At 34.8% G+C, this 20,081-nt stretch carries 16 protein-coding genes, 1 other RNA gene and 1 other annotated feature; of the genes, 15 read left to right on the top strand and 2 right to left on the bottom strand.

The window, feature by feature from the left end:
- Window positions 1-185: 185 nt before the first annotated feature.
- From hisS to ssrS, 3 genes are all read left to right on the top strand, one after another.
- On the top strand, window positions 186-1,466 hold the full coding sequence (gene hisS / locus SPD89_RS13410) for a histidine--tRNA ligase (protein ID WP_336262458.1): 1,281 nt from the start codon (window positions 186-188) through the stop codon (window positions 1,464-1,466).
- The gene (aspS, locus tag SPD89_RS13415) at window positions 1,467-3,239 is read left to right on the top strand and encodes an aspartate--tRNA ligase (protein WP_336262459.1); all 1,773 of its coding nucleotides are present in this window, start codon (window positions 1,467-1,469) and stop codon (window positions 3,237-3,239) included.
- A 255-nt stretch (window positions 3,240-3,494) separates the two neighbouring features.
- A non-coding RNA gene (gene ssrS, locus SPD89_RS13420) (6S RNA) lies at window positions 3,495-3,692 on the top strand.
- A gap of 65 nt (window positions 3,693-3,757) precedes the next feature.
- On the opposite strand, the gene SPD89_RS13425 is transcribed toward ssrS, so the two are convergent.
- On the bottom strand, window positions 3,758-4,408 hold the full coding sequence (locus SPD89_RS13425; protein ID WP_336262460.1) for an RsfA family transcriptional regulator: 651 nt from the start codon (window positions 4,406-4,408) through the stop codon (window positions 3,758-3,760).
- A gap of 717 nt (window positions 4,409-5,125) precedes the next feature.
- Window positions 5,126-6,397, bottom strand: a complete 1,272-nt coding sequence (locus SPD89_RS13430) for a replication-associated recombination protein A (RefSeq protein WP_336262461.1) — start codon at window positions 6,395-6,397, stop codon at window positions 5,126-5,128.
- 447 nt (window positions 6,398-6,844) lie between these two features.
- Here SPD89_RS13430 and cymR point away from each other — a divergent pair, with 447 nt between their 5' ends.
- From cymR to SPD89_RS13490, 12 genes are all read left to right on the top strand, one after another.
- A complete protein-coding gene (gene cymR / locus SPD89_RS13435) occupies window positions 6,845-7,264 on the top strand; it encodes a cysteine metabolism transcriptional regulator CymR (RefSeq protein WP_336262462.1) in 420 nt (139 codons plus the stop codon).
- Window positions 7,265-7,276: 12 nt separating this feature from the next.
- Window positions 7,277-8,419 carry a cysteine desulfurase family protein gene (locus SPD89_RS13440; RefSeq protein ID WP_336262463.1) on the top strand — a complete coding sequence of 381 codons (1,143 nt, stop codon included), beginning with the start codon at window positions 7,277-7,279 and terminating at the stop codon, window positions 8,417-8,419.
- A gap of 15 nt (window positions 8,420-8,434) precedes the next feature.
- Window positions 8,435-9,535 (top strand): tRNA 2-thiouridine(34) synthase MnmA, encoded by a 1,101-nt coding sequence (gene mnmA, locus SPD89_RS13445; protein ID WP_336262464.1) that lies wholly within the window; start codon window positions 8,435-8,437, stop codon window positions 9,533-9,535.
- Window positions 9,536-9,597: 62 nt separating this feature from the next.
- A complete protein-coding gene (locus SPD89_RS13450) occupies window positions 9,598-10,254 on the top strand; it encodes a tetratricopeptide repeat protein (protein ID WP_336262465.1) in 657 nt (218 codons plus the stop codon).
- Window positions 10,255-10,268: 14 nt separating this feature from the next.
- Window positions 10,269-12,596, top strand: coding sequence for an SF1B family DNA helicase RecD2 (recD2, locus tag SPD89_RS13455; protein WP_336262466.1), 2,328 nt, complete (start codon window positions 10,269-10,271; stop codon window positions 12,594-12,596).
- Between the two features lie 58 nt (window positions 12,597-12,654).
- Window positions 12,655-13,713 (top strand): AI-2E family transporter, encoded by a 1,059-nt coding sequence (locus SPD89_RS13460; protein ID WP_336262467.1) that lies wholly within the window; start codon window positions 12,655-12,657, stop codon window positions 13,711-13,713.
- A gap of 58 nt (window positions 13,714-13,771) precedes the next feature.
- Window positions 13,772-13,979, top strand: a binding site (T-box leader).
- Window positions 13,980-14,443: 464 nt separating this feature from the next.
- Window positions 14,444-17,083 carry an alanine--tRNA ligase gene (alaS, locus tag SPD89_RS13465; RefSeq protein WP_336262468.1) on the top strand — a complete coding sequence of 880 codons (2,640 nt, stop codon included), beginning with the start codon at window positions 14,444-14,446 and terminating at the stop codon, window positions 17,081-17,083.
- A 116-nt stretch (window positions 17,084-17,199) separates the two neighbouring features.
- A complete protein-coding gene (locus tag SPD89_RS13470) occupies window positions 17,200-17,472 on the top strand; it encodes an IreB family regulatory phosphoprotein (protein WP_336262469.1) in 273 nt (90 codons plus the stop codon).
- A complete protein-coding gene (gene ruvX, locus SPD89_RS13475; protein WP_336262470.1) occupies window positions 17,469-17,885 on the top strand; it encodes a Holliday junction resolvase RuvX in 417 nt (138 codons plus the stop codon). Before SPD89_RS13470 ends, ruvX begins: the two co-directional genes overlap by 4 nt.
- A gap of 11 nt (window positions 17,886-17,896) precedes the next feature.
- Window positions 17,897-18,187, top strand: coding sequence for a DUF1292 domain-containing protein (locus SPD89_RS13480; RefSeq protein WP_336262471.1), 291 nt, complete (start codon window positions 17,897-17,899; stop codon window positions 18,185-18,187).
- A 46-nt stretch (window positions 18,188-18,233) separates the two neighbouring features.
- Entirely contained in the window at window positions 18,234-19,406 is a 1,173-nt protein-coding gene (gene mltG / locus SPD89_RS13485) for an endolytic transglycosylase MltG (protein ID WP_336262472.1), read from the top strand.
- Window positions 19,407-19,430: 24 nt separating this feature from the next.
- Window positions 19,431-20,078 carry an O-methyltransferase gene (locus tag SPD89_RS13490; protein WP_336262473.1) on the top strand — a complete coding sequence of 216 codons (648 nt, stop codon included), beginning with the start codon at window positions 19,431-19,433 and terminating at the stop codon, window positions 20,076-20,078.
- Window positions 20,079-20,081 lie beyond the last annotated feature (3 nt).

The following is a 20,081-nucleotide window of genomic DNA, read 5'->3' on the forward strand; positions in this document are numbered from 1 at the left end:
TTCGATGTTAATCGTGACCGTTTAGGGTGGGAGTCATGGAAAACGGCAGTCTTTTTCCAACATGTCGAGTCGATCCTATCGATTTATTAATAAGCAGAGCCTTACGACGCAGTTTATGGATATTATTGCAAATATTTTTTTGAAAAACCTTGTCCTTACAATTATATGATATGGAGGTCGAAAAGATGAAAATGAAAGCCCCACGTGGCACAGTTGACTTGTTGCCAGAACAGACAAGAAAATGGCAATATATAGAAATGGTATTACGGGATATATGTAAGTCATTTAATTACGAAGAAGTTCGAACACCTGTATTTGAACATACAGAAGTGTTCCAACGTGGTGTTGGAGAAACAACAGACATCGTTCAAAAAGAGATGTATACATTTAAAGACAGAGGTGGCCGAAGTATAACTTTACGACCAGAAGGCACGGCAGGAATTGTGAGAGCATACGTCGAACACAAAATGTATGGATCACCGATTCAGCCAACAAAATTATTCTACTTTTACCAATTGTTTCGGTATGAACGTCCCCAACACGGCAGAATGAGACAACTGAATCAGTTTGGTGTAGAAGTGCTAGGTAGTGCTGATCCAAGTGTTGACGCTGAAGTTATTGCTCTAGCAATGACTGCCTATAAAAAATTGGGTCTTCGTTCAATTAAACTTATTATTAATAGTCTAGGCGATACAGAAAGTAGAAAAGCACATCGTCAGGCACTAATCAAGCACTTTACTCCTCATATTGATGAGCTTTGTTCAGACTGTAAAAGCCGTTTAATGAAAAACCCGTTACGGATCTTGGATTGTAAAGCTGATCATGAACATCCATCAATGAAAAATGCCCCATCTGTGATGGATTACTTGAATGATGAATCAAAAGAATATTTTAATAAAGTAAAGACTTATTTGGACATTATGGAGATACCTTATGAAGTTGATCCAACGCTTGTCAGGGGGCTGGATTATTATAACCATACTGCTTTTGAAATTATGAGTGAGGCAGAAGGATTCGGAGCAATTACTACTTTATTAGGAGGCGGCCGATATAATGGACTTGTTGAACAACTAGGCGGACCAAGTACCCCAGGCATAGGTTTCGGCATGGGATTAGAACGATTGCTTCTAGCACTTGAGGCAGAAAGAGTTACATTACCTATTGAAAATGAATTAGATATTTTCTTTATTTCTATTGGAGAAAAAGTTCAAGAACAAACAGCACGCTTGCTTCAAGAATTAAGGCTGGCAGGACTTACAGTAGATAAAGATTATCAAGGCAGAAAAATAAAAGCTCAGTTTAAAGCTGCGGATCGTTTACATGCGAAACATGTCATTATTTTAGGAGAAGAAGAACTGGATAACAATGTTGTTAAAGTTAGAGAAATGGATACTGGAGAAGAATTAGAAGTGTCTATTGAGAACTTAGTAGAAATGATGAAAGAAAAATGTGGAGGTAACAAATAAATGAAGGATCGAATAAAAGTAGGAACATTACGAACTGATCATGTAGGTGAAACTGTCACTTTAAAAGGTTGGGTACACCGCAGACGAGATCTTGGAGAACTAATCTTTATTGATTTACGTGATCAATCAGGAATTGTCCAGATCGTTTTTAACCCAGATTATTCTAAACAAGCTTTACAAATAGCGGAAACGTTAAGAAGTGAATTTGTTATTGAGGTAAAAGGAAAAGTAATTAAGCGAGATTCGGAAACGGTTAATCCTAATTTAAAAACTGGGGAAATTGAAGTGACAGTTTCTGAAGTTTCCATTTTAAATAAGTCAAAAAACTTACCATTTTTGATTCATGAAGCGCAAGATGTTTCAGAAGATCTGCGGTTAAAATATCGATATATAGATTTAAGAAGAGAAGATATGCAACGGACATTTAAGATTCGTCATCAAATAACACAATCCGTTCGTAATTTTTTAAATGAAAATGAATTTTTAGAAATGGAAACACCGATTTTAACAAAAAGTACCCCAGAAGGTGCACGTGATTATTTGGTACCAAGCCGTGTACATCCTGGTGAGTTTTATGCACTGCCACAATCCCCACAATTATTTAAACAACTTCTTATGATGAGTGGGTTTGAGCGGTACTATCAAATTGCCCGTTGCTTCCGTGATGAAGATTTACGAGCAGATAGACAACCTGAGTTTACACAAATCGATATAGAAACAGCTTTTTCAACAAGCGAAGATATTATTCGATTAATCGAAGAAATGATGAAGCGATTAATGAAAGATGTGTTAGATAAAGATATTACGACACCATTTGAGCGGATAAGCTATGAAGATGCCTTGGCTCGTTTTGGTTCCGATAAACCTGATACTAGATTTGGCATGGAGTTAGTCCATGTTACAGACATAGTAGAAAAAAGTGATTTTAAAGTGTTTAGTGGGCCGGCAAATAGTGGTGGAAAAGTTTGTTTATTAAACGTAAAAGGTGCCTCAAATCAGTTTACACGAAAAGATATTGACAGTGGCTTAACTGAATTTGTGAAGACATATGGTGCTAAAGGATTAGCATGGGTAAAAGTTGCCGATGGAGAGATGACGGGTCCGATTGCGAAGTTTTTCTCTAAAGAAGAAAAAACACAGATTTTCGAACGTGCGAATGTTGAAGATGGAGATTTATTATTATTTGGTGCAGATAAGGCAAAGATTGTTTACGATAGCTTGGGTGCTCTCCGCTTAAAACTAGGAAAAGATTTAAACTTGATTGATGATTCATTGTTTAATTTCTTGTGGGTAGTTGACTGGCCATTGCTTGAATATGATGAGGATGCAAAACGATATGTTGCGGCACATCATCCCTTTACATCTCCTGTAGCTGAAGACATTGATAAATTAAAGACAGAACCAGAAAATGTTCGAGCTAACGCCTATGATATAGTGTTGAATGGATATGAATTAGGTGGTGGATCAATCCGAATTAATCAAAGCGAGATGCAAGATACGATGTTCGAAGTGCTTGGATTCACACAAGAGTCCGCACGTGAGCAATTTGGTTTCTTACTCGATGCTTTAGAATATGGCGCACCTCCGCATGGTGGAGTGGCTCTTGGTTTAGACCGAATGGTTATGCTCTTAGCAAACAAAACAAGTATTAGAGATACAATTCTGTTTCCAAAAACAGCATCGGCTTCTGATCTGTTAACAGATGCACCAGGAGAAATTAGTGAAGCTCAATTAGCAGAATTAAATATTAAAGTAATGAAAGAGGAAGAGTAAATTACTTGTGCAAGGTGTTCACGTATCATCCTACTTTAGGGAAATGGGAGTGAGAAGAGCTCTGTGGCAGCTCTTCAACACCCCTGTTAAAAGTAAAAAGTTCCTTTCGATTATCAAGTAAGAACCTCTAAGAACAGGGCTATTCTAATTTATTTACCGCTAAATCGAAGGAACGTTCTAATTTATTATCCATTTTAATATAACTATTTGTTGATTAAAACGCTTTCATATGATAGGATATAATTAGATTAAACATTAGTCCTAATATGTTCGTTGGATAAATCATTTTGACCTAACAGACGGATACAGGGAGTTTGATTGTTTCTATATGGTTGTTAGCATCCTTCGAATCTGAAAAATGATTTGCTCGTGATGATAATAAGTATAGAATAGAACACCCACCTGCATTTAGCGGGATCAAAATCGATGTTGGACGGCATCATTGGGATTAATGTTGTAAATTTAAAATTAAAGTGTTTAGTAAAAAAATTATCTTCTCCATCTATGGAGAAGATAATTTAATTTGAAGATCCTTGGGCAAATTGTTCAAGGTTCCCGTTTTTGTCCATTTTAAAAGCAGGAGACTTTATTGAGCCTTGATCATCTAAAACAGCCATTTTTCGAGCCCGATCCATAATCTGAATAAATGTCTTATAGTCTTCTTCTACAGTGGTCAATTTTTTCTTTGTAATCGATAGTTCTCTTTCTAATGAAGCTATTTCTTCGTGTAGATCAGCATTCTCTTTTTGCAAATGCTCCGCTTTTTTCAATGATTGATTCGAAGCATAATAGTCTTGTTGCATAGATTGTAAAAAATGAATCACGTGATCTAATGTTAGTTCTGACGTTTCAGGTGGTTCCATTACTAATGAAGTTCTTGGTTCTACATGCTTTGTATAAGTGTGTTGCCGGTCTTTTTTCAAGTGAGCAGCTTGGGCACGTTTTCTCTCTTTTCGTTGTCTTTTTGCAAGTTCAATAGCATCAATGTATTTATTCCGTACCTCCGCATTCCAGCGAAATCCACATGCTGCAGAAGTCCGATTAAGCTCATCACCAACTTCTTCAAACGCATTTAATTGTGTACTACCTTCTCTAATATGGCGTAAAACAGTTTCAGCTAACAGCAAATCGTCCTCATGGGACCATGCATCTTGTCTGACTTTTGCCATCTTTTTCATCTCCTTTTAATAAACAGTCCTATATTATTATCTAAATCTAATAATATTGCTATATGTAAATTAGATAGTGTCGGTTTCTATCTGAACTTACATCAGTTTAAAAGCTCCACTGTAAGTAGCTTTTTATCAACTTATCTTTATTATGACCTTTAGAAAAAGGAAATATACTTATTCAATATTTTTTATTTATTAGGAAATTATATTTTAGCATGACTGTGGGTATGTTACTTGTTTGAAAGTATTTGCGTCTAGCCCCAGCGCTAAAGCGTAGTGCAACTTCCCTCACTTCACGACGCGATAAAGAAGATTTGCCAATTGCTTAAGACATGAGGCTAAGTACTCACTTATACCGTTGTGGTAAAAGTCAACATCACCTCAACTATACGACTAAAACTAGGCTTTATGCCCAACTAACGTCTCCCCCTATGAAGGCGTGTTTCCTTTAGCCCCTACGTAAGGAATGTTCGATTAAGTTCTGCACTTTGTATGTTTTCATCGATCTACCCATGTTGCTTGGACTAAAGGAAGTACGTCACTATGATGCACAGGACGTTCTAGTGTAAATCTTGATTGTGGGTTGAACATTTAGCGCAGTCCTAGGCGTTGCAATAAATCTTTACGGTTGGCGAACGAAAAGTGAAGTCCTAGGACGTTGTACTCTTATTTTGTAAGGGCGCTTCCGTCTATGTCCTGAATTGTTAACTGATTTTAACGTTTTTTTTGTATGTTTTCATAAACTGTTTTTAGCGCTCGTTCAAATTTACTATTATCATTTGGCTTAAAGTATTCTTTATCTTTTATCTCATTAGGTAAGTATTGTTGTGAAATCCAGTTTCCATCATAGTTGTGAGGGTATTTGTAATCAATGCCTCTTCCCAATTTTGCTGCACCTTTATAATGGGAATCTTTAAGGTGGATAGGCACCTCACCAGTTGGACGAGTTCTTATATCAGCTAAAGCTTCATCCAACGCTTTATAAGCAGTATTTGATTTTGGTGATAAAGCTAACTCGGAAACGGCTACACTGAGTGGAATGCGTGCTTCGGGAAAGCCCAATCTCTCGGCGGCCTCTACTGCAGCTACAGCTCTTGGACCAGCCTGAGGATTTGCTAGACCAATATCTTCATAGGCAATAACAATTAATCTTCTTGCGATACTATCTAAGTCACCAGCTTCGATTAGTCGACCTAAATAATGTAGGGAAGCATTCACATCACTTCCTCGAATTGATTTTTGAAAAGCGGATAATACATCATAATGAGCATCTCCACCTTTATCGTGTGAAAAGCTTTTCTTTTGCATACATTCTTCTGCGATGTTTAAATCAATATAAATAATTCCATTATTATCTTCAGGGGTGGAACTTATTGCTAATTCAAGTCCGTTTAAAACAGCACGTAAATCTCCGTTTGAACTTTTTGCAAAATGGTTTAAAGCATCATCAGTTATCGAAATATTTTCTGCCCCGTAACCATTTTCATGATCTTTTAATGTATGTTTAATTGCAACCATTACTTGGTCAATTGTTAAAGGGTGTAATTCAAATAGATGACAACGGCTACGGATAGCTGGGTTAATAGAATGATACGGGTTACTAGTTGTACATCCAATCATTGTGATTAAATTGACTTCTAAATGAGGTAATAAAAAATCTTGCTTTGCTTTATCTAAACGATGAACTTCATCTAGAATTAATACGATTCGTCCTGACATTTTAGCTTCTTCAACAACAATCTCCATATCTTTCTTTTTGTCTACTACGGCATTTAATTTTCTAACTGGAAGGGACAAACTTTGAGCGATTGCATATGCCATAGAGGTTTTTCCAGTTCCTGGAGGGCCAAATAATATCATGGAAGCAATACTGTTGGCCTCTACCATTCTCCGGATTACTTTCCCATCTCCAACTAAGTGTTCTTGTCCGATTATTTTATCAATATGATTTGGTCTCATTCTAACTGCTAATGGTTTTTTATTCATCATAATTCGTCCTTTATAAATAGATTAGTTTTTATAATTGTTTATTCATCATCTTTGTATTTAAGAGGTTGTTCAAAAAGTCCGGTGAAAATGACACTTCGCATTTCTTCGTTGGCTTGCTTTTCCGCTCCTTGAAAAGGGAAAGCACTTTTTCTGCGTGCTAGATGCGTTTCCTTGGAAAAGAAGATCACTTTTCCTGCGTGCCAGTTCTTTGCTCACGTATTAACTGCATACGTTCCGTTGCCGGGAGCTACGCCGCCTCGAACTGCTCGATCTTTTCCATTCTCCTTTTTGAACACGCACTTTAAGCGTATGCATAAAAGCGATAAAATGCAAGAACAACATTTTTCATGGTATAATTGTTCCAGTATGGTTAATTAAAATTAATGAATGTAATAATAACTGAAAATAATAATTGTATTAAATGTAAAAAATGAGGTGCTATAATTGAAAATATCAACGAAAGGTCGTTACGGTTTAACCGTTATGATTGAATTAGCGAGAAAGTATGGAGAAGGTCCAATTTCTTTAAAGTCGATTGCTGACGATAAAAATTTATCAGCACATTATTTAGAACAACTTGCAGCTCCGTTAAGAAATGCAGGATTGATTCGTAGTGTTAGAGGAGCATATGGTGGTTATATACTTGCAAAGGAACCAGAAAATATTACTGCTGGAGATGTTATTCGTGTTTTAGAAGGACCGATTACTCCGGTTGAAGGAATTGAAGAAGAGGAGCCCGCCCAACAGGCGCTATGGATGCGTATTCGAGATGTTGTGAAAGACGTATTAGACACAACGACGCTAAAAGATTTAATCGTACATGATGATACAAAACCACAAAAAGAGTATATGTTTTATATTTAAGATGGAAGGAAGATGGAATTGATCTATCTCGATCATGCGGCAACTACTCCAGTTCATCCTAAAGTGTTAGAACAAATGTATGAATTAGAGAAAGAAGTTTTTGGTAACCCTTCTAGCATTCATGCATTTGGACGGAAAGCCAAATATTATTTGGATGAATCACGGAGATATTTGGCAGATAGCATTTGTGCAAATGATAAAGAAATTATTTTTACAAGTGGAGGAACTGAAGCTAATAATTTAGCGGTCATTGGTACTGCACTTGAAAATGAATATAATGGGAATCATATTATCACTACAGCACAAGAACACCATGCCATTATTCATATTATGCAATATCTACAAAAACTAGGTTTCCATGTAACTTATCTACCGGTGAATGAGCGTGGGCAAGTTAGTGTGGCAGATGTTGAACGTTCATTAACAGATCAAACGATTTTAGTTTCAGTAATGACAGCCAATAATGAAACTGGCATTATCCAGCCCATTGATGAAATAGCTGCTTTACTAAAGGAGCATCAAGCTTATTTCCATACAGATGCAGTACAAGCATACAGCATGTTAGATATTGATGTGAAAAAATCGGGAATTGATTTATTAACAACATCAGGACATAAATTAAATGGACCAAAAGGAATTGGTTTTCTATATGTTGCCGATCATGTTCCATTAAAACAACTTCAATATGGTGGATTGCAAGAAAAAACAAAACGGCCAGGAACAGAAAATTTAATCGGAGCGGTCGGTTACTACACCGCGGCAAAACTAGCAATGGAAAACAAACAAAATAATTTTGACAAATATCGTTCTTATAAACGTATTTTTTTAGATACTTTAAGAGAAGCTGAGATAGAATTTGAAGTAAACGGAGATACTGACATAGCACTACCAACGATTGTAAATGTCAGCTTTCCCGGAACAAAAGTAGATGTACTTTTAACAAACTTTGATTTAGAAGGGATAGCGGCATCGAGTGGTAGTGCTTGTACAGCTGGTTCCCTTGAGCCTTCTCATGTTTTAAAAGCAATGTTCGGTAGCCGAAGTGACCGTATGTATAATTCAGTTCGTTTTAGTTTTGGATCGGCAAATACAATGGAAAATGTAAAAGAAGCGGCAATTAATATCGCAAAAGTAGTAAGAAGACTAACTGAATAGGGAAAGAGGATTAGTATGACAGAAAAAACACGGGTTGTCATTGGAATGAGTGGTGGAGTTGATTCTTCTGTAGCAGCCCTTTTATTAAAAGAACAAGGATATGAAGTGATCGGTGTATTTATGAAAAATTGGGATGACACTGATGAATTTGGTGTATGTACTGCGACACAAGATTATGAAGACGTGATTAGAGTTTGTAACCAGATTGATATCCCTTATTACTCTGTGAATTTCGAAAAAGAATATTGGGATAAAGTATTTACCTATTTTCTTGATGAATACCGTTCTGGAAGAACTCCAAATCCGGATGTGATGTGCAACAAGGAAATAAAATTTAAAGCGTTTATGGACTATGCACTTTCTATTGGAGCAGATTACGTAGCTACTGGTCATTACGCTCGAGTACGGACAGTGAATGGAAAGATTGAATTATTACGTGGTGTAGACACAAATAAAGACCAAACGTACTTTCTAAATCAATTATCAGCAGATGTTTTAGCAAAAGTGTTATTCCCACTCGGTCATTTAGAGAAAAAAGCAGTAAGAAAAATTGCCGAAAAACATAATCTCGCGACTGCAACGAAAAAAGACAGTACAGGTATTTGTTTTATTGGAGAACGTAATTTCAAAGAATTTTTAAGTGAATATTTACCTGCACAACCTGGAGAAATGAAAACATTACGTGGTGAAGTAAAAGGAAAACATGACGGCTTGATGTACTATACAATTGGTCAACGCCACGGACTTGGTATTGGTGGAGAAGGTGAACCTTGGTTTGTAGTTGGTAAAAATATAAAGGAAAATATTTTATATGTTGAACAAGGCGATTCTAATGAATATTTATATTCGGATGCGCTTATTGCTTCAGACGTAAATTGGATTAATGAGGTAGAAAGCTCATTTTCTTGTACTGCTAAATTTAGATATCGACAAAAAGACAGTCAAGTTTATGTTACAATACTTGAAAAAGACCGTGCACTTGTTGAGTTTGAACATGATGAAAGAGCTGTTACACCGGGGCAAGCTGTTGTGTTTTATCAAGATGAAGTATGTCTAGGTGGCGGTACGATTGAGCAAGTTTTTAAAAATGAAAAACAATTACAGTATGTTGGCTAAAGACTATGTTAAGGCTTCGCTTAAGATAGTCTTTTAGCATATAAGAGTCAGGAGTATAGATGTTGAATAAACAAAAGCAAGCAATTAACTTAATGAAAGAAAATAAATTGGAGGAAGCAGCTAAATTATTTATTCAAATAATTGACGAAAATCCAGAAGATCCAATTGGTTATATCAATTTTGGTAACGTCTTAGAATTAATGCAACAACTTGATAAGGCAGAAAGATTTTATTTAAAAGCAATCGAACTAGACGAAAAGTCCGCAACTGCATTTGTCTGTCTTGGTAAGCTTTATTATGATCTAAATATGTTAACTGAATCGGAAAAAATGTTCCAACATTCTTTAAGGCTTGGAATCGAGGATAGTGAAGTTTTTTATTTACTTGGTATGATTCATGTAAAGAGAAAAGATTTAATACTCGCCACGCCTTTTTTACAAAGAGCTGCCGAATTAAGTACAGATGCAGAAATTAAATTTCAATATGGCTTAGTCTTAGCGCAAACGAATTATCTTAAGGAAGCTAAAACAATCTTAGATGAAGTAATTACATTAGATAACACACATGCGGACGCTTTATACAACTTAGGAATCATTGCAGTACAACAAAACGAACATGACGTTGCTTTATCGTATATGAATAAAGCGTTAGATTTGGAGCCAAATCACTTACTTGCAATGAAGGCAAAGCGAACTCTTTTGGAAAAGACAGATAGATAGCGGGGTCTTAGTGAATGGAAACAGATCAAATGAATGAGCGCGGCTATATAAAAGGAGAAATTATGTTTACAATTTTCGAAAATCCAGAAGAACATTTCTCCATTGCAAAGATAAAAATCCACGATACAAACGAAACGTATACCGAAAAAGACATTGTTGGTAAAGGATACTTTAGTAATTTGCAACCAGGAGTTGTATATCAGTTTTTCGGGAAGCTTGATACACATCCGAAGTTTGGGGTGCAATATAATATTACTGCATATCAGACCTTCGTTCCAGAAACGAAAGAAGCTGTTGTCGCTTATTTGTCTAGCGATTTATTTTACGGGATAGGGAAACGAACCGCAGAATCCATTGTAGAAAAATTAGGGGAGAATGCCATACAAAAAATATTAGAAGACCCGAATGTATTATCATCTATTCCAAATATGAAAAAGAAGACGATAGAAACGGTAATAAGTACACTGCAAGATAATCAAGGGTTTGAGCAAATTGCCGTACAGTTAACTCGATATGGTATCAGTCTTAAAATGTCGCAAACATTATACAAAATGTATAAAGAAGAAACGCTTGAATTACTAAAAGAAAATCCGTATCAATTTGTCTTTGATATTGAAGGGTTCGGCTTTATTACGGCTGATAAAATTGCAAGCATAAATGGAATTTCTAAGAAAGATGAAAATAGAATTCGTGCGAGTTGTATCTATGCTCTTCAAATGAGTATCTTGGATGGACATGTATATTTGCCTATAAAAGAATGCGTAAAGAGTATGCAAAATATATTAAAAGTCAATGAATTGACAGATGAAAAGTTGTTGCAATTACTTGATGTTCTTGAAACAGAGAAAAAAATTATTATGAAAGATAATCAGGTTTACTTACCTAGCCTTTTTTATGCTGAGGAACAATTTAGTTCACATATTAAAAGGATTATGGAAAAAGAGATTGAAATGAAAACGACGGACGCTGAACTGATGAAGTTGATCGGTGAAATAGAAGAAGAGGAGTCTTTAAGTTACGGAGAAGAACAATTTTCGGCAATAAAACAAGCCATTCATTCGAAGTTAATGATCTTAACTGGTGGACCAGGTACAGGTAAAACAACTGTTATTAAAGGAATTTTAAAAGTGTATGCTGATATCTATGATTTATCTTTAAATCGTCATGATTATGATAAATCTGCAGACTATCCTTTTATTTTAACTGCCCCTACCGGTCGGGCTGCTAAACGACTAGAGGAATCTACTGGAATAAAAGCATTGACGATCCACCGGCTTTTAGGTTGGGATGGGCATAATAATTTTGAAAAAAATGAATATGAAAAATTAACGGGGAAATTTTTGATCATTGATGAATTTTCGATGGTAGATACTTGGCTTTCCAATCATTTATTTAAAGCTATTCCCGATGATATGCAAGTGTTATTAGTTGGCGATGAAGATCAGCTGCCATCTGTAGGACCTGGACAAGTATTGGCTGATCTGTTAAGCAGTGAACGAATACCATTAATTAAACTAAATGAAGTCTACCGTCAAAAGGAAGGGTCAAAAATTATTCAGTTGGCACATTTAATTAAGAACGATAATTGTACACCAGCGGATTTAGTAAAAGACAAAGATTTTAGTTTTATTCCATGTAGAATGCATCAAATAATCGAGGTTGTTACAAAAGTATTTAAACGTGCTATTGATAAAGGGATATCTGTAAACGATATTCAAATTCTTGCACCAATGTATCGTACGGAAGCGGGAATCGATGCGATTAATAAACAAATTCAGTCGTTAGTGAATCCAAAATCGAAGAATAAAAGAGAACGATTCATTAATGATGCAACGTACCGAGTTGGTGATCGAGTAATTCAGTTAGTAAATCAGCCGGAAGAAGGGGTATATAACGGAGATATTGGTGAAATTAAGCAAATATTTACTGCGAAAGAAAATGCAGAAAAGCAAGAGCAAATTTTAATTGCCTTTGAAGACAATGAAGTGTTATATACACGTGCGAATTATTTAAATTTTATGCACGCTTATTGTATTTCAATACATAAATCGCAAGGAAGTGAATTTCCTATCGTCATTTTGCCGGTTGTTTCTACGTATCGTAGAATGCTTCGGAAAAACTTGCTTTATACTGCAATTACTAGAAGTAAGCAATCTTTAATAATGTGTGGCGAAATAAATGCATTTATCCAAGGTATTGAAACATTAGATACCAATAAACGCTACACAACATTGAAAGAGCAATTGCAGCAAAAATTGGCCGGTTTTTCTGAAAGTGAACAAGAAAAAACACTGTCAGATACAGAAGAAACTGATAGTTTATCTCCTTATGATTTTATGTAATTGCTGTATATAACCTCCCTCGTTACAAACAATAAAGAAGTACGAGGGAGGAAGGGCAATGAATTTGAAGAAAATAATCTACATTTGCGTTTCCATCATATTGATTGTTTTGGTAATTTATCTTCTAATAAAACTCTATCCTGTTTATAAAACTCTTTTTGTTGTTATAGGTAAAATTTTAACACCATTTATTATCGCTGCATTTATAAGTTATTTACTACATCCTGTTGTCTTAAAATTAAATCAATTTAATATTAGTAAAGGATTTGCTGTTATTATTATTTATTTACTTTTCTTTTCATTAATGACCATCCTTTTTTATAAAAGCTTTCCTGTTTTCGTGCAGCAATTACAAGATTTAAGTGAGCAGCTTCCGGATTCAATGATTTTATATGAAAATATTATTTATTCGATTTATGATTCGACCTCTTTTTTGCCAGAAATCGTTCATGATAAAATGGATGAACTAATTTCCCGAATCGAATTATCTGTTGAAAAACAAATAGAAAATATATTAGATCGTGCAGCAAATCTGTTTGATTTTATCATTACGATAACGATTATTCCTGTCCTTGTGTTTTATTTTTTGAAAGATTTTACTCAAATGAAAAATTCCCTGTATAATTTTGTACAGGAAAAACATTACCAAAGATTTGAGACGATTTTAAAAGCAATGGATGAAAGTTTAGGAGGGTATATCCGAGGGCAATTAATCATTTCTTCGGCAATAATGTTCGTCACATATGTAATTTATCATACGTTTCAATTGAAATATGCGCTGGTTCTTGCGGTGATTATGGGATTAATGAATGTGATTCCATATTTTGGTCCGATAATCGGTACCGTCCCTGCAGTTGCAGTTGCGATGACATCTTCTTGGAAGCTTGTTATCGTAGTTCTTGTCACTACTTTAATCGTTCAAACATTGGAAAACAGTTTTTTATCACCTTATATAATGGGAAAAAGTGTCCAAATTCACCCTGTTTTCATTATTTTAACATTACTAATAGGAGCAGAAATTGGTGGAATCATTGGAATGATTGTCGCAGTACCTTTAATAACAATGGGAAAAGCGATAATTGTACAAATTTATATAAATAAACAACATTGCAATTGACATTTGTGCACCAGTTTCTTATACTAGTTTTTAACTTACATATGATTCTTTAAATAATAATAAAATGTTGAAGGTAAAGAGTACATGATCTCTCATGTTAAAGAGAGGAATTTAATTTGCTGAAATAAATTCCAACATGATATTATGGAAAGCTAGACTGGAGTGCGGCTAATCCCCGTCGGTATCAAACCGTTAACATGATCAAGCGATGAATTGTTTTTAATTCATAATTAGGGTGGTACCGCGAATGTAATCTCGTCCCTGCATATGCAGAGAGGAGTTTTTTTATTGTTTAGCTTACTATTATAAACAACACTCATTAGTTGAGGGTAATTTAGCGTTTCCATAAACTGCGACGTAAAAGTCTATATGAACAACTCCGTATCTCAGGAAAAGGCATATAATGCGAAACGACTCCTCATGTTCTGAATCGACTCGACATCTTGGAAAATGACTCGACATGTTTGCAATCGACTCGACGTCTTGGAAAACGACTCGACATGTTCGCAATCGACTCGACGTCTTGGAAAACGACTCGACATGTTCGCAATCGACTCGACATCTTGGAAAATGACTCGACATGTTTGCAATCGACTCGACATCTTGGAGATCGAGTCATTCTTTTCTAGTGGTGATTAAATAGTAACGTCGCAGTTTACTTCAACTGTTTAAGTGTTCTTTTTTATATTTTAGTTTAAAGAAATGATATTGAAAATGGAGGTATAATAATATGAAGAAATTATCTTCATCAGAAGTTAGACAATTATTTTTACAATTTTTTAAAGAAAAAGGACATCAGATTGAAAAAAGTGTTTCACTTGTTCCAAAGGATGATCCAAGTTTATTATGGATCAATAGTGGAGTTGCAACATTAAAAAAATATTTCGATGGTTCAATTACCCCTGAAAATCCAAAAATTGCTAATGTACAAAAGGCAATACGGACTAACGATATTGAAAATGTTGGTTTTACAGCAAGACACCATACATTTTTTGAAATGTTAGGTAATTTTTCGATCGGTGATTATTTTAAAAAAGAAGCCATTATTTGGGCGTGGGAATTTTTAACAAGCGATAAATGGATTGGTTTCGATGGGGAATTATTATCTGTAACTGTTCACCCTGAAGATGATGAGGCGTATAATATTTGGGTAAATGAAATAAAATTACCTGAATCGCAGATCATTCGCTTAGAGGAAAATTTTTGGGATATTGGAGAAGGGCCATGTGGCCCTAACTCCGAAATATTTTTTGATCGGGGAGAAAGTTATGGGAATGATCCAAATGACCCTGAACTGTACCCTGGGGGAGAAAATGAACGTTATTTAGAAGTTTGGAATCTTGTATTTTCACAATTTAATCATAATCCAGATGACACATATACACCACTTCCTAACAAAAATATTGATACCGGAATGGGACTAGAACGGTTAGTGTCCATTTTACAAAATGCTAAAACTAACTTTGATACAGACCTGTTTATTCCAATCATCAAAAAAACGGAAGAGTTTACCTCAGTAAAATATGGTGAAAATGAAGAACTAGATACTGCTTTTAAAATCATTGCAGATCATATTCGTACCGTAACTTTTGCGGTTGGCGATCATGCACTTCCTTCAAATGAAGGAAGAGGATATATTTTACGTCGATTAATTAGACGTGCGGTTCGTTATGCAAAAAATTTAGGGATAGAAAAACCATTTATGTATAAACTAGTCCCCACGGTCGGACGAATAATGAATTCTTATTATCCAGAAGTGGCAGAACAACAGGAATATATTGCAAATATTATTCAAATTGAAGAAGAAAGATTCAATGAAACGCTTCACGAGGGGATTGAACGTTTACATGAAATCATTGAAAAAGAAAAATCTCAGGGTAAACAAGTCATTCCTGGTGAAGAAGTTTTTAAACTTTATGACACATACGGATTTCCAAAAGAGCTTACAGAAGAATATGTAGAGGAATATGGCTTTACAATTGATAACGAGGGCTTTGATCAACAGATGGAGAAACAACGGACAAGAGCAAGAGAAGCGAGAGACCAAACAGCTTCTATGCATGTTCAAGATGATTTATTAACACAAATTAAAGCAGAAAGCACCTTTATCGGTTATGACAAACAAAAGGTATCGACTGAGGTTATTTATATTATTGGTAAAAATGATATAATAGAACGAGCAAAAGAAGGGGATAATGTTTCGCTTATTTTAAAGGAAACGCCATTTTATGCTGAGAGCGGTGGCCAAATTGCAGATACTGGTTGGATTTATACAGATTCAGCAAAAGCGAAAGTAACGGATGTTCAAAAAGCGCCAAATGGGCAACATATTCATTATGTCGAAATAATCGAAGGAACACTTGAAAATAAGGAAACAGTGACAGCTATAATTGATGAAGCTTTACGAAAACAAATTATTAAAAACCATACTGCTACTCATTTAGTCCATCAAGCTTTACGTGATGTTTTGGGAGAACATATTCACCAGGCAGGTTCGTTGGTAACTCCAGATCGGTTACGTTTTGACTACACCCATTTTGAAGCAACTAAAAAATCTGACTTAAAGAAAATTGAAAAAATTGTTAACGAAAAGGTTTGGTCAGGTCTACCTGTAATCATTGAGAATACTGAAATCAACAAAGCAAAAGAAATGGGTGCCATGGCGCTATTTGGTGAAAAATATGGTGATATCGTACGAGTTGTTAAAATTGGTGATTATAGTACAGAATTATGTGGAGGGTGCCATGTAAGTAATAGTGCTGAGATTGGTCTATTTAAGATTGTTTCTGAAAGTGGAATAGGTGCAGGTGTGAGAAGAATTGAAGCAATCACGAGTGAGCAAGCATTTAATTGGATGGAAAACAAACTTCATACATTAAATGATGCAGCAGCATTGTTAAAAACTAACGAAGATAAACTTATTCCTAAAATTGAATTTGTCCTGGAAGAATTAAAAACGATTCAAAAAGAGAATGAATCTTTACAAACAAAAATGTCTAACCAAGAAACAGAGGAGTTATTAACAAAAGTTAAATCAATCAAGGGTATTAAAGTTTTAACAGAAAAAGTGTCAGTAAAAGATATGAATCAACTTAGAAGCATGCTGGATTTTCTAAAACAAAAGATAAAATCAGGTGTAATTTTGTTAGCGGCTGAAAATAACGGAAAAGTGCTTTTAATATCTGGTGTAACAAATGATTTAATTAGTAGAAATATGCATGCAGGTAAATTAATTAGCCAAGCTGCAGCTGTATGTGGAGGCGGTGGAGGTGGTCGTCCAGATATGGCACAAGCTGGCGGTAAAGATGTAACTAAAATTCCAGAAGCGTTCGATACAGTTTATTGCTATATTGAGGAACAACTCAATTAAATTCATTTCTAAACAAAAGTATTATGCTTCCTTACAATAAAAAATGGAAAAAGGTATTAGAAATGAATTAAACATGGTAAAATGTAGACAAGCTATTATGGGATGGGGTGCAAGTAATGAGTTCAATTGATAAAACCATGAAATTTAACTTTCCTGAAGAGTCATTTGATAAAGATATTAAAGAAACATTATTAACGATTCATGAAGCTTTAAAAGAAAAAGGGTATAATCCAATTAATCAAATCGTTGGTTATTTAATCTCTGGTGATCCCGCCTATATACCGAGATATAAAGACGCAAGAAACTTGATCCGAAAAATTGAACGGGATGAAGTAATTGAAGAATTGGTTAAATTCTATTTAAATGAATTAAAAAAGGAAAATAAATGAGGGTATTAGGTTTAGACGTTGGTTCCAAGACAATAGGCATTGCGGTTAGTGATGCATTGAAACTAACGGCCCAAGGGGTAAAAACGATTAGCTGGACTGAACATGATATGTCATCTGCCGATCAAGAACTTGCTTCCATTATAGCAGAATATGACATTCATGAAATTGTGATTGGATTGCCCAAACATATGAATGGTACGATTGGAGAGCGGGGAGAGTTTTCAAAAACATATGGAAAACGTTTGGAACGAAAATTCCAGCTACCAGTTCATTTTGTTGATGAAAGACTTACAACTGTAGCTGCTGAACGAGCATTGCTAGAAGCAGATGTAAGCAGAAAAAAAAGAAGTAAAGTAATCGATAAAATGGCTGCTGTTATAATTTTACAAAGTTTTTTAAATCAGCATCAATAGGAGGAGATCTCATGAGTAAAGAAGAACAAGAAAGAATTATTATTCCCGATGAAAATGGAGAAGAGCATCTTTTTGAAGTATTGTTTAAATTTGATGTTGATGAAACAGGATATTCTTATATTACGCTCACTCCAGTCGAACAAGCTGATGAGGAAGAAGTGGAAGTATATGCATTTCGTTATGAAGAGGATGAGGAGGAGACTGAAGAAAGTGATTTCAAACTCTTTCCGATTGAATCTGATGAAGAATGGGATATTGTTGAAGAAATGCTTTATACGCTAACAGAAGAAAACGATAATTAATACGTTATTTTATCTGTATAACAAACAGATAAAGGAGACATCCGTTATGACAAAAGATAAAGAGCCAACTGATCATGGATCTGCACTTGAAGTAAAAGCGAATGATGCAAAAATAGTCCGAAAAATTGTGTTGATAACATTAAGTTCTTTCACACTTATATTCACTATCGGAATAATTTCAGGATACTTTTATATTAAATCAGCTTTGGAACCTGTGGATCCTGGGAGTAAGGAGAAAGTAGAAATAGAAATTCCATTAGGATCGTCGACAACTGAAATCGCAGGCATATTGGAAAAAAATGGGGTAATTAAAAATAGTGGGATTTTTCGTTTTTACATTAAATTTAAAAACTATTCAGACTTTCAAGCTGGCGAATATACATTAACACCTTCTTTGACGTTAAAAGAAATTGTAACTGAGCTTCAAAGTGGAAAAATTATGGAAGAGCCACTTTACCGCATTACAATCCCTGAAGGTAAAACAATTGAGCAAATTGCTGGGATTTTTGCTAAAAAGCTCTCATTTTCCGAAGAAGATTTTATTGAAGTCGCTAATGATGAAACATTTATTAAAGAACTAATGGAAAAATACCCAAGTCTACTCTCCGAAGAAATATTAGATAAAGAGCTTTACATGCCTTTGGAAGGATATTTATTTGCGGGTACGTATGATATTTTTGAAGAAGAACCATCCCCTCGTCAGCTCATTGAAACAATGGTTGAACGGACAGATGAAATTTTAAAATCTAGACACGAACAGGTGGCGGCGAGTGGACTAACAATTCATGAAATTTTAACGTTAGCTTCTGTTATTGAAAGGGAGTCCAAGTTTTCTGAAGATCGTCCAAAAGTGGCACAAGTGTATTTTAATCGAATCGATAATAATATGAAACTACAAAGTGATATTACCGCATTTTACGGATTAAAAAATCTTAAACATAAAGCAGTAGTTACATATGATGACATAGAAGTTGATACACCTTATAATACTTACGTTGTAGATGGATTACCAATAGGGCCGATTGACTCCCCAGGCGAGGAAGCAATTGATGGTGTACTCGATCCAGAAGGAGAGGACTTTACGAAACTTTATTATTTTTCTAGACCGAATGGTGAAACTTTTTACTCAGATACAATAGAAGAACATAATCGGATCAAGGAAGAATATCGTCATGAATGGTATGATTTAGAAAACGAAGAAAGTGATTCTGATAAATGATAATATATTATGGAGATTGAACATATGGATAGTGTAACAGATTACTTACGACAAACTGTACCCAAGCATAAAAAGTGGATGGCTGAATTGGAATCTTATGCACACGAACATCAAATTCCAGTCATGGAGCCTGTTAGCTTACATTTTTTAACTCAGATAGTTCGTATGAAAAAACCGAAGACGATTTTAGAGATTGGTACTGCAATTGGATATTCAGCACTTTGTATGCATAATGCGTATCCGACATCCAAAATAACAACAATTGAAAAGAATGAATCAATGTATCAACTTGCTCTTAAGAATATAAAGAAACAAGAAAAAGAATCTAAAATTGACATTATTTTTGGCGATGCTTTAGAAGAAGTTAATGTACTAGCATTAAATAATATAGCATTTGACATAATTTTTATTGATGCTGCAAAAGGGCAATACAAACGATTTTTTGAGCTTGTACAACCATTACTGAAAAAGGATGGAATAATCATTTGTGATAATATATTATTTAGAGGATATGTAGTGAATGACTCGACAGTGAATAATAAACGGCTACAAAACTTAGCAAAAAAAATTCGTGATTTCAACGAATGGCTAACAAGAAATGAAGATTATCATACATCAATTATCCCTATAGGGGATGGGGTATCTGTTAGTATTAAAAAAAATAATATTTGAATT

This window comes from Pseudogracilibacillus sp. SO30301A, assembly GCF_037072025.1.
Lineage (GTDB): Bacteria > Bacillota > Bacilli > Bacillales > Amphibacillaceae > Pseudogracilibacillus.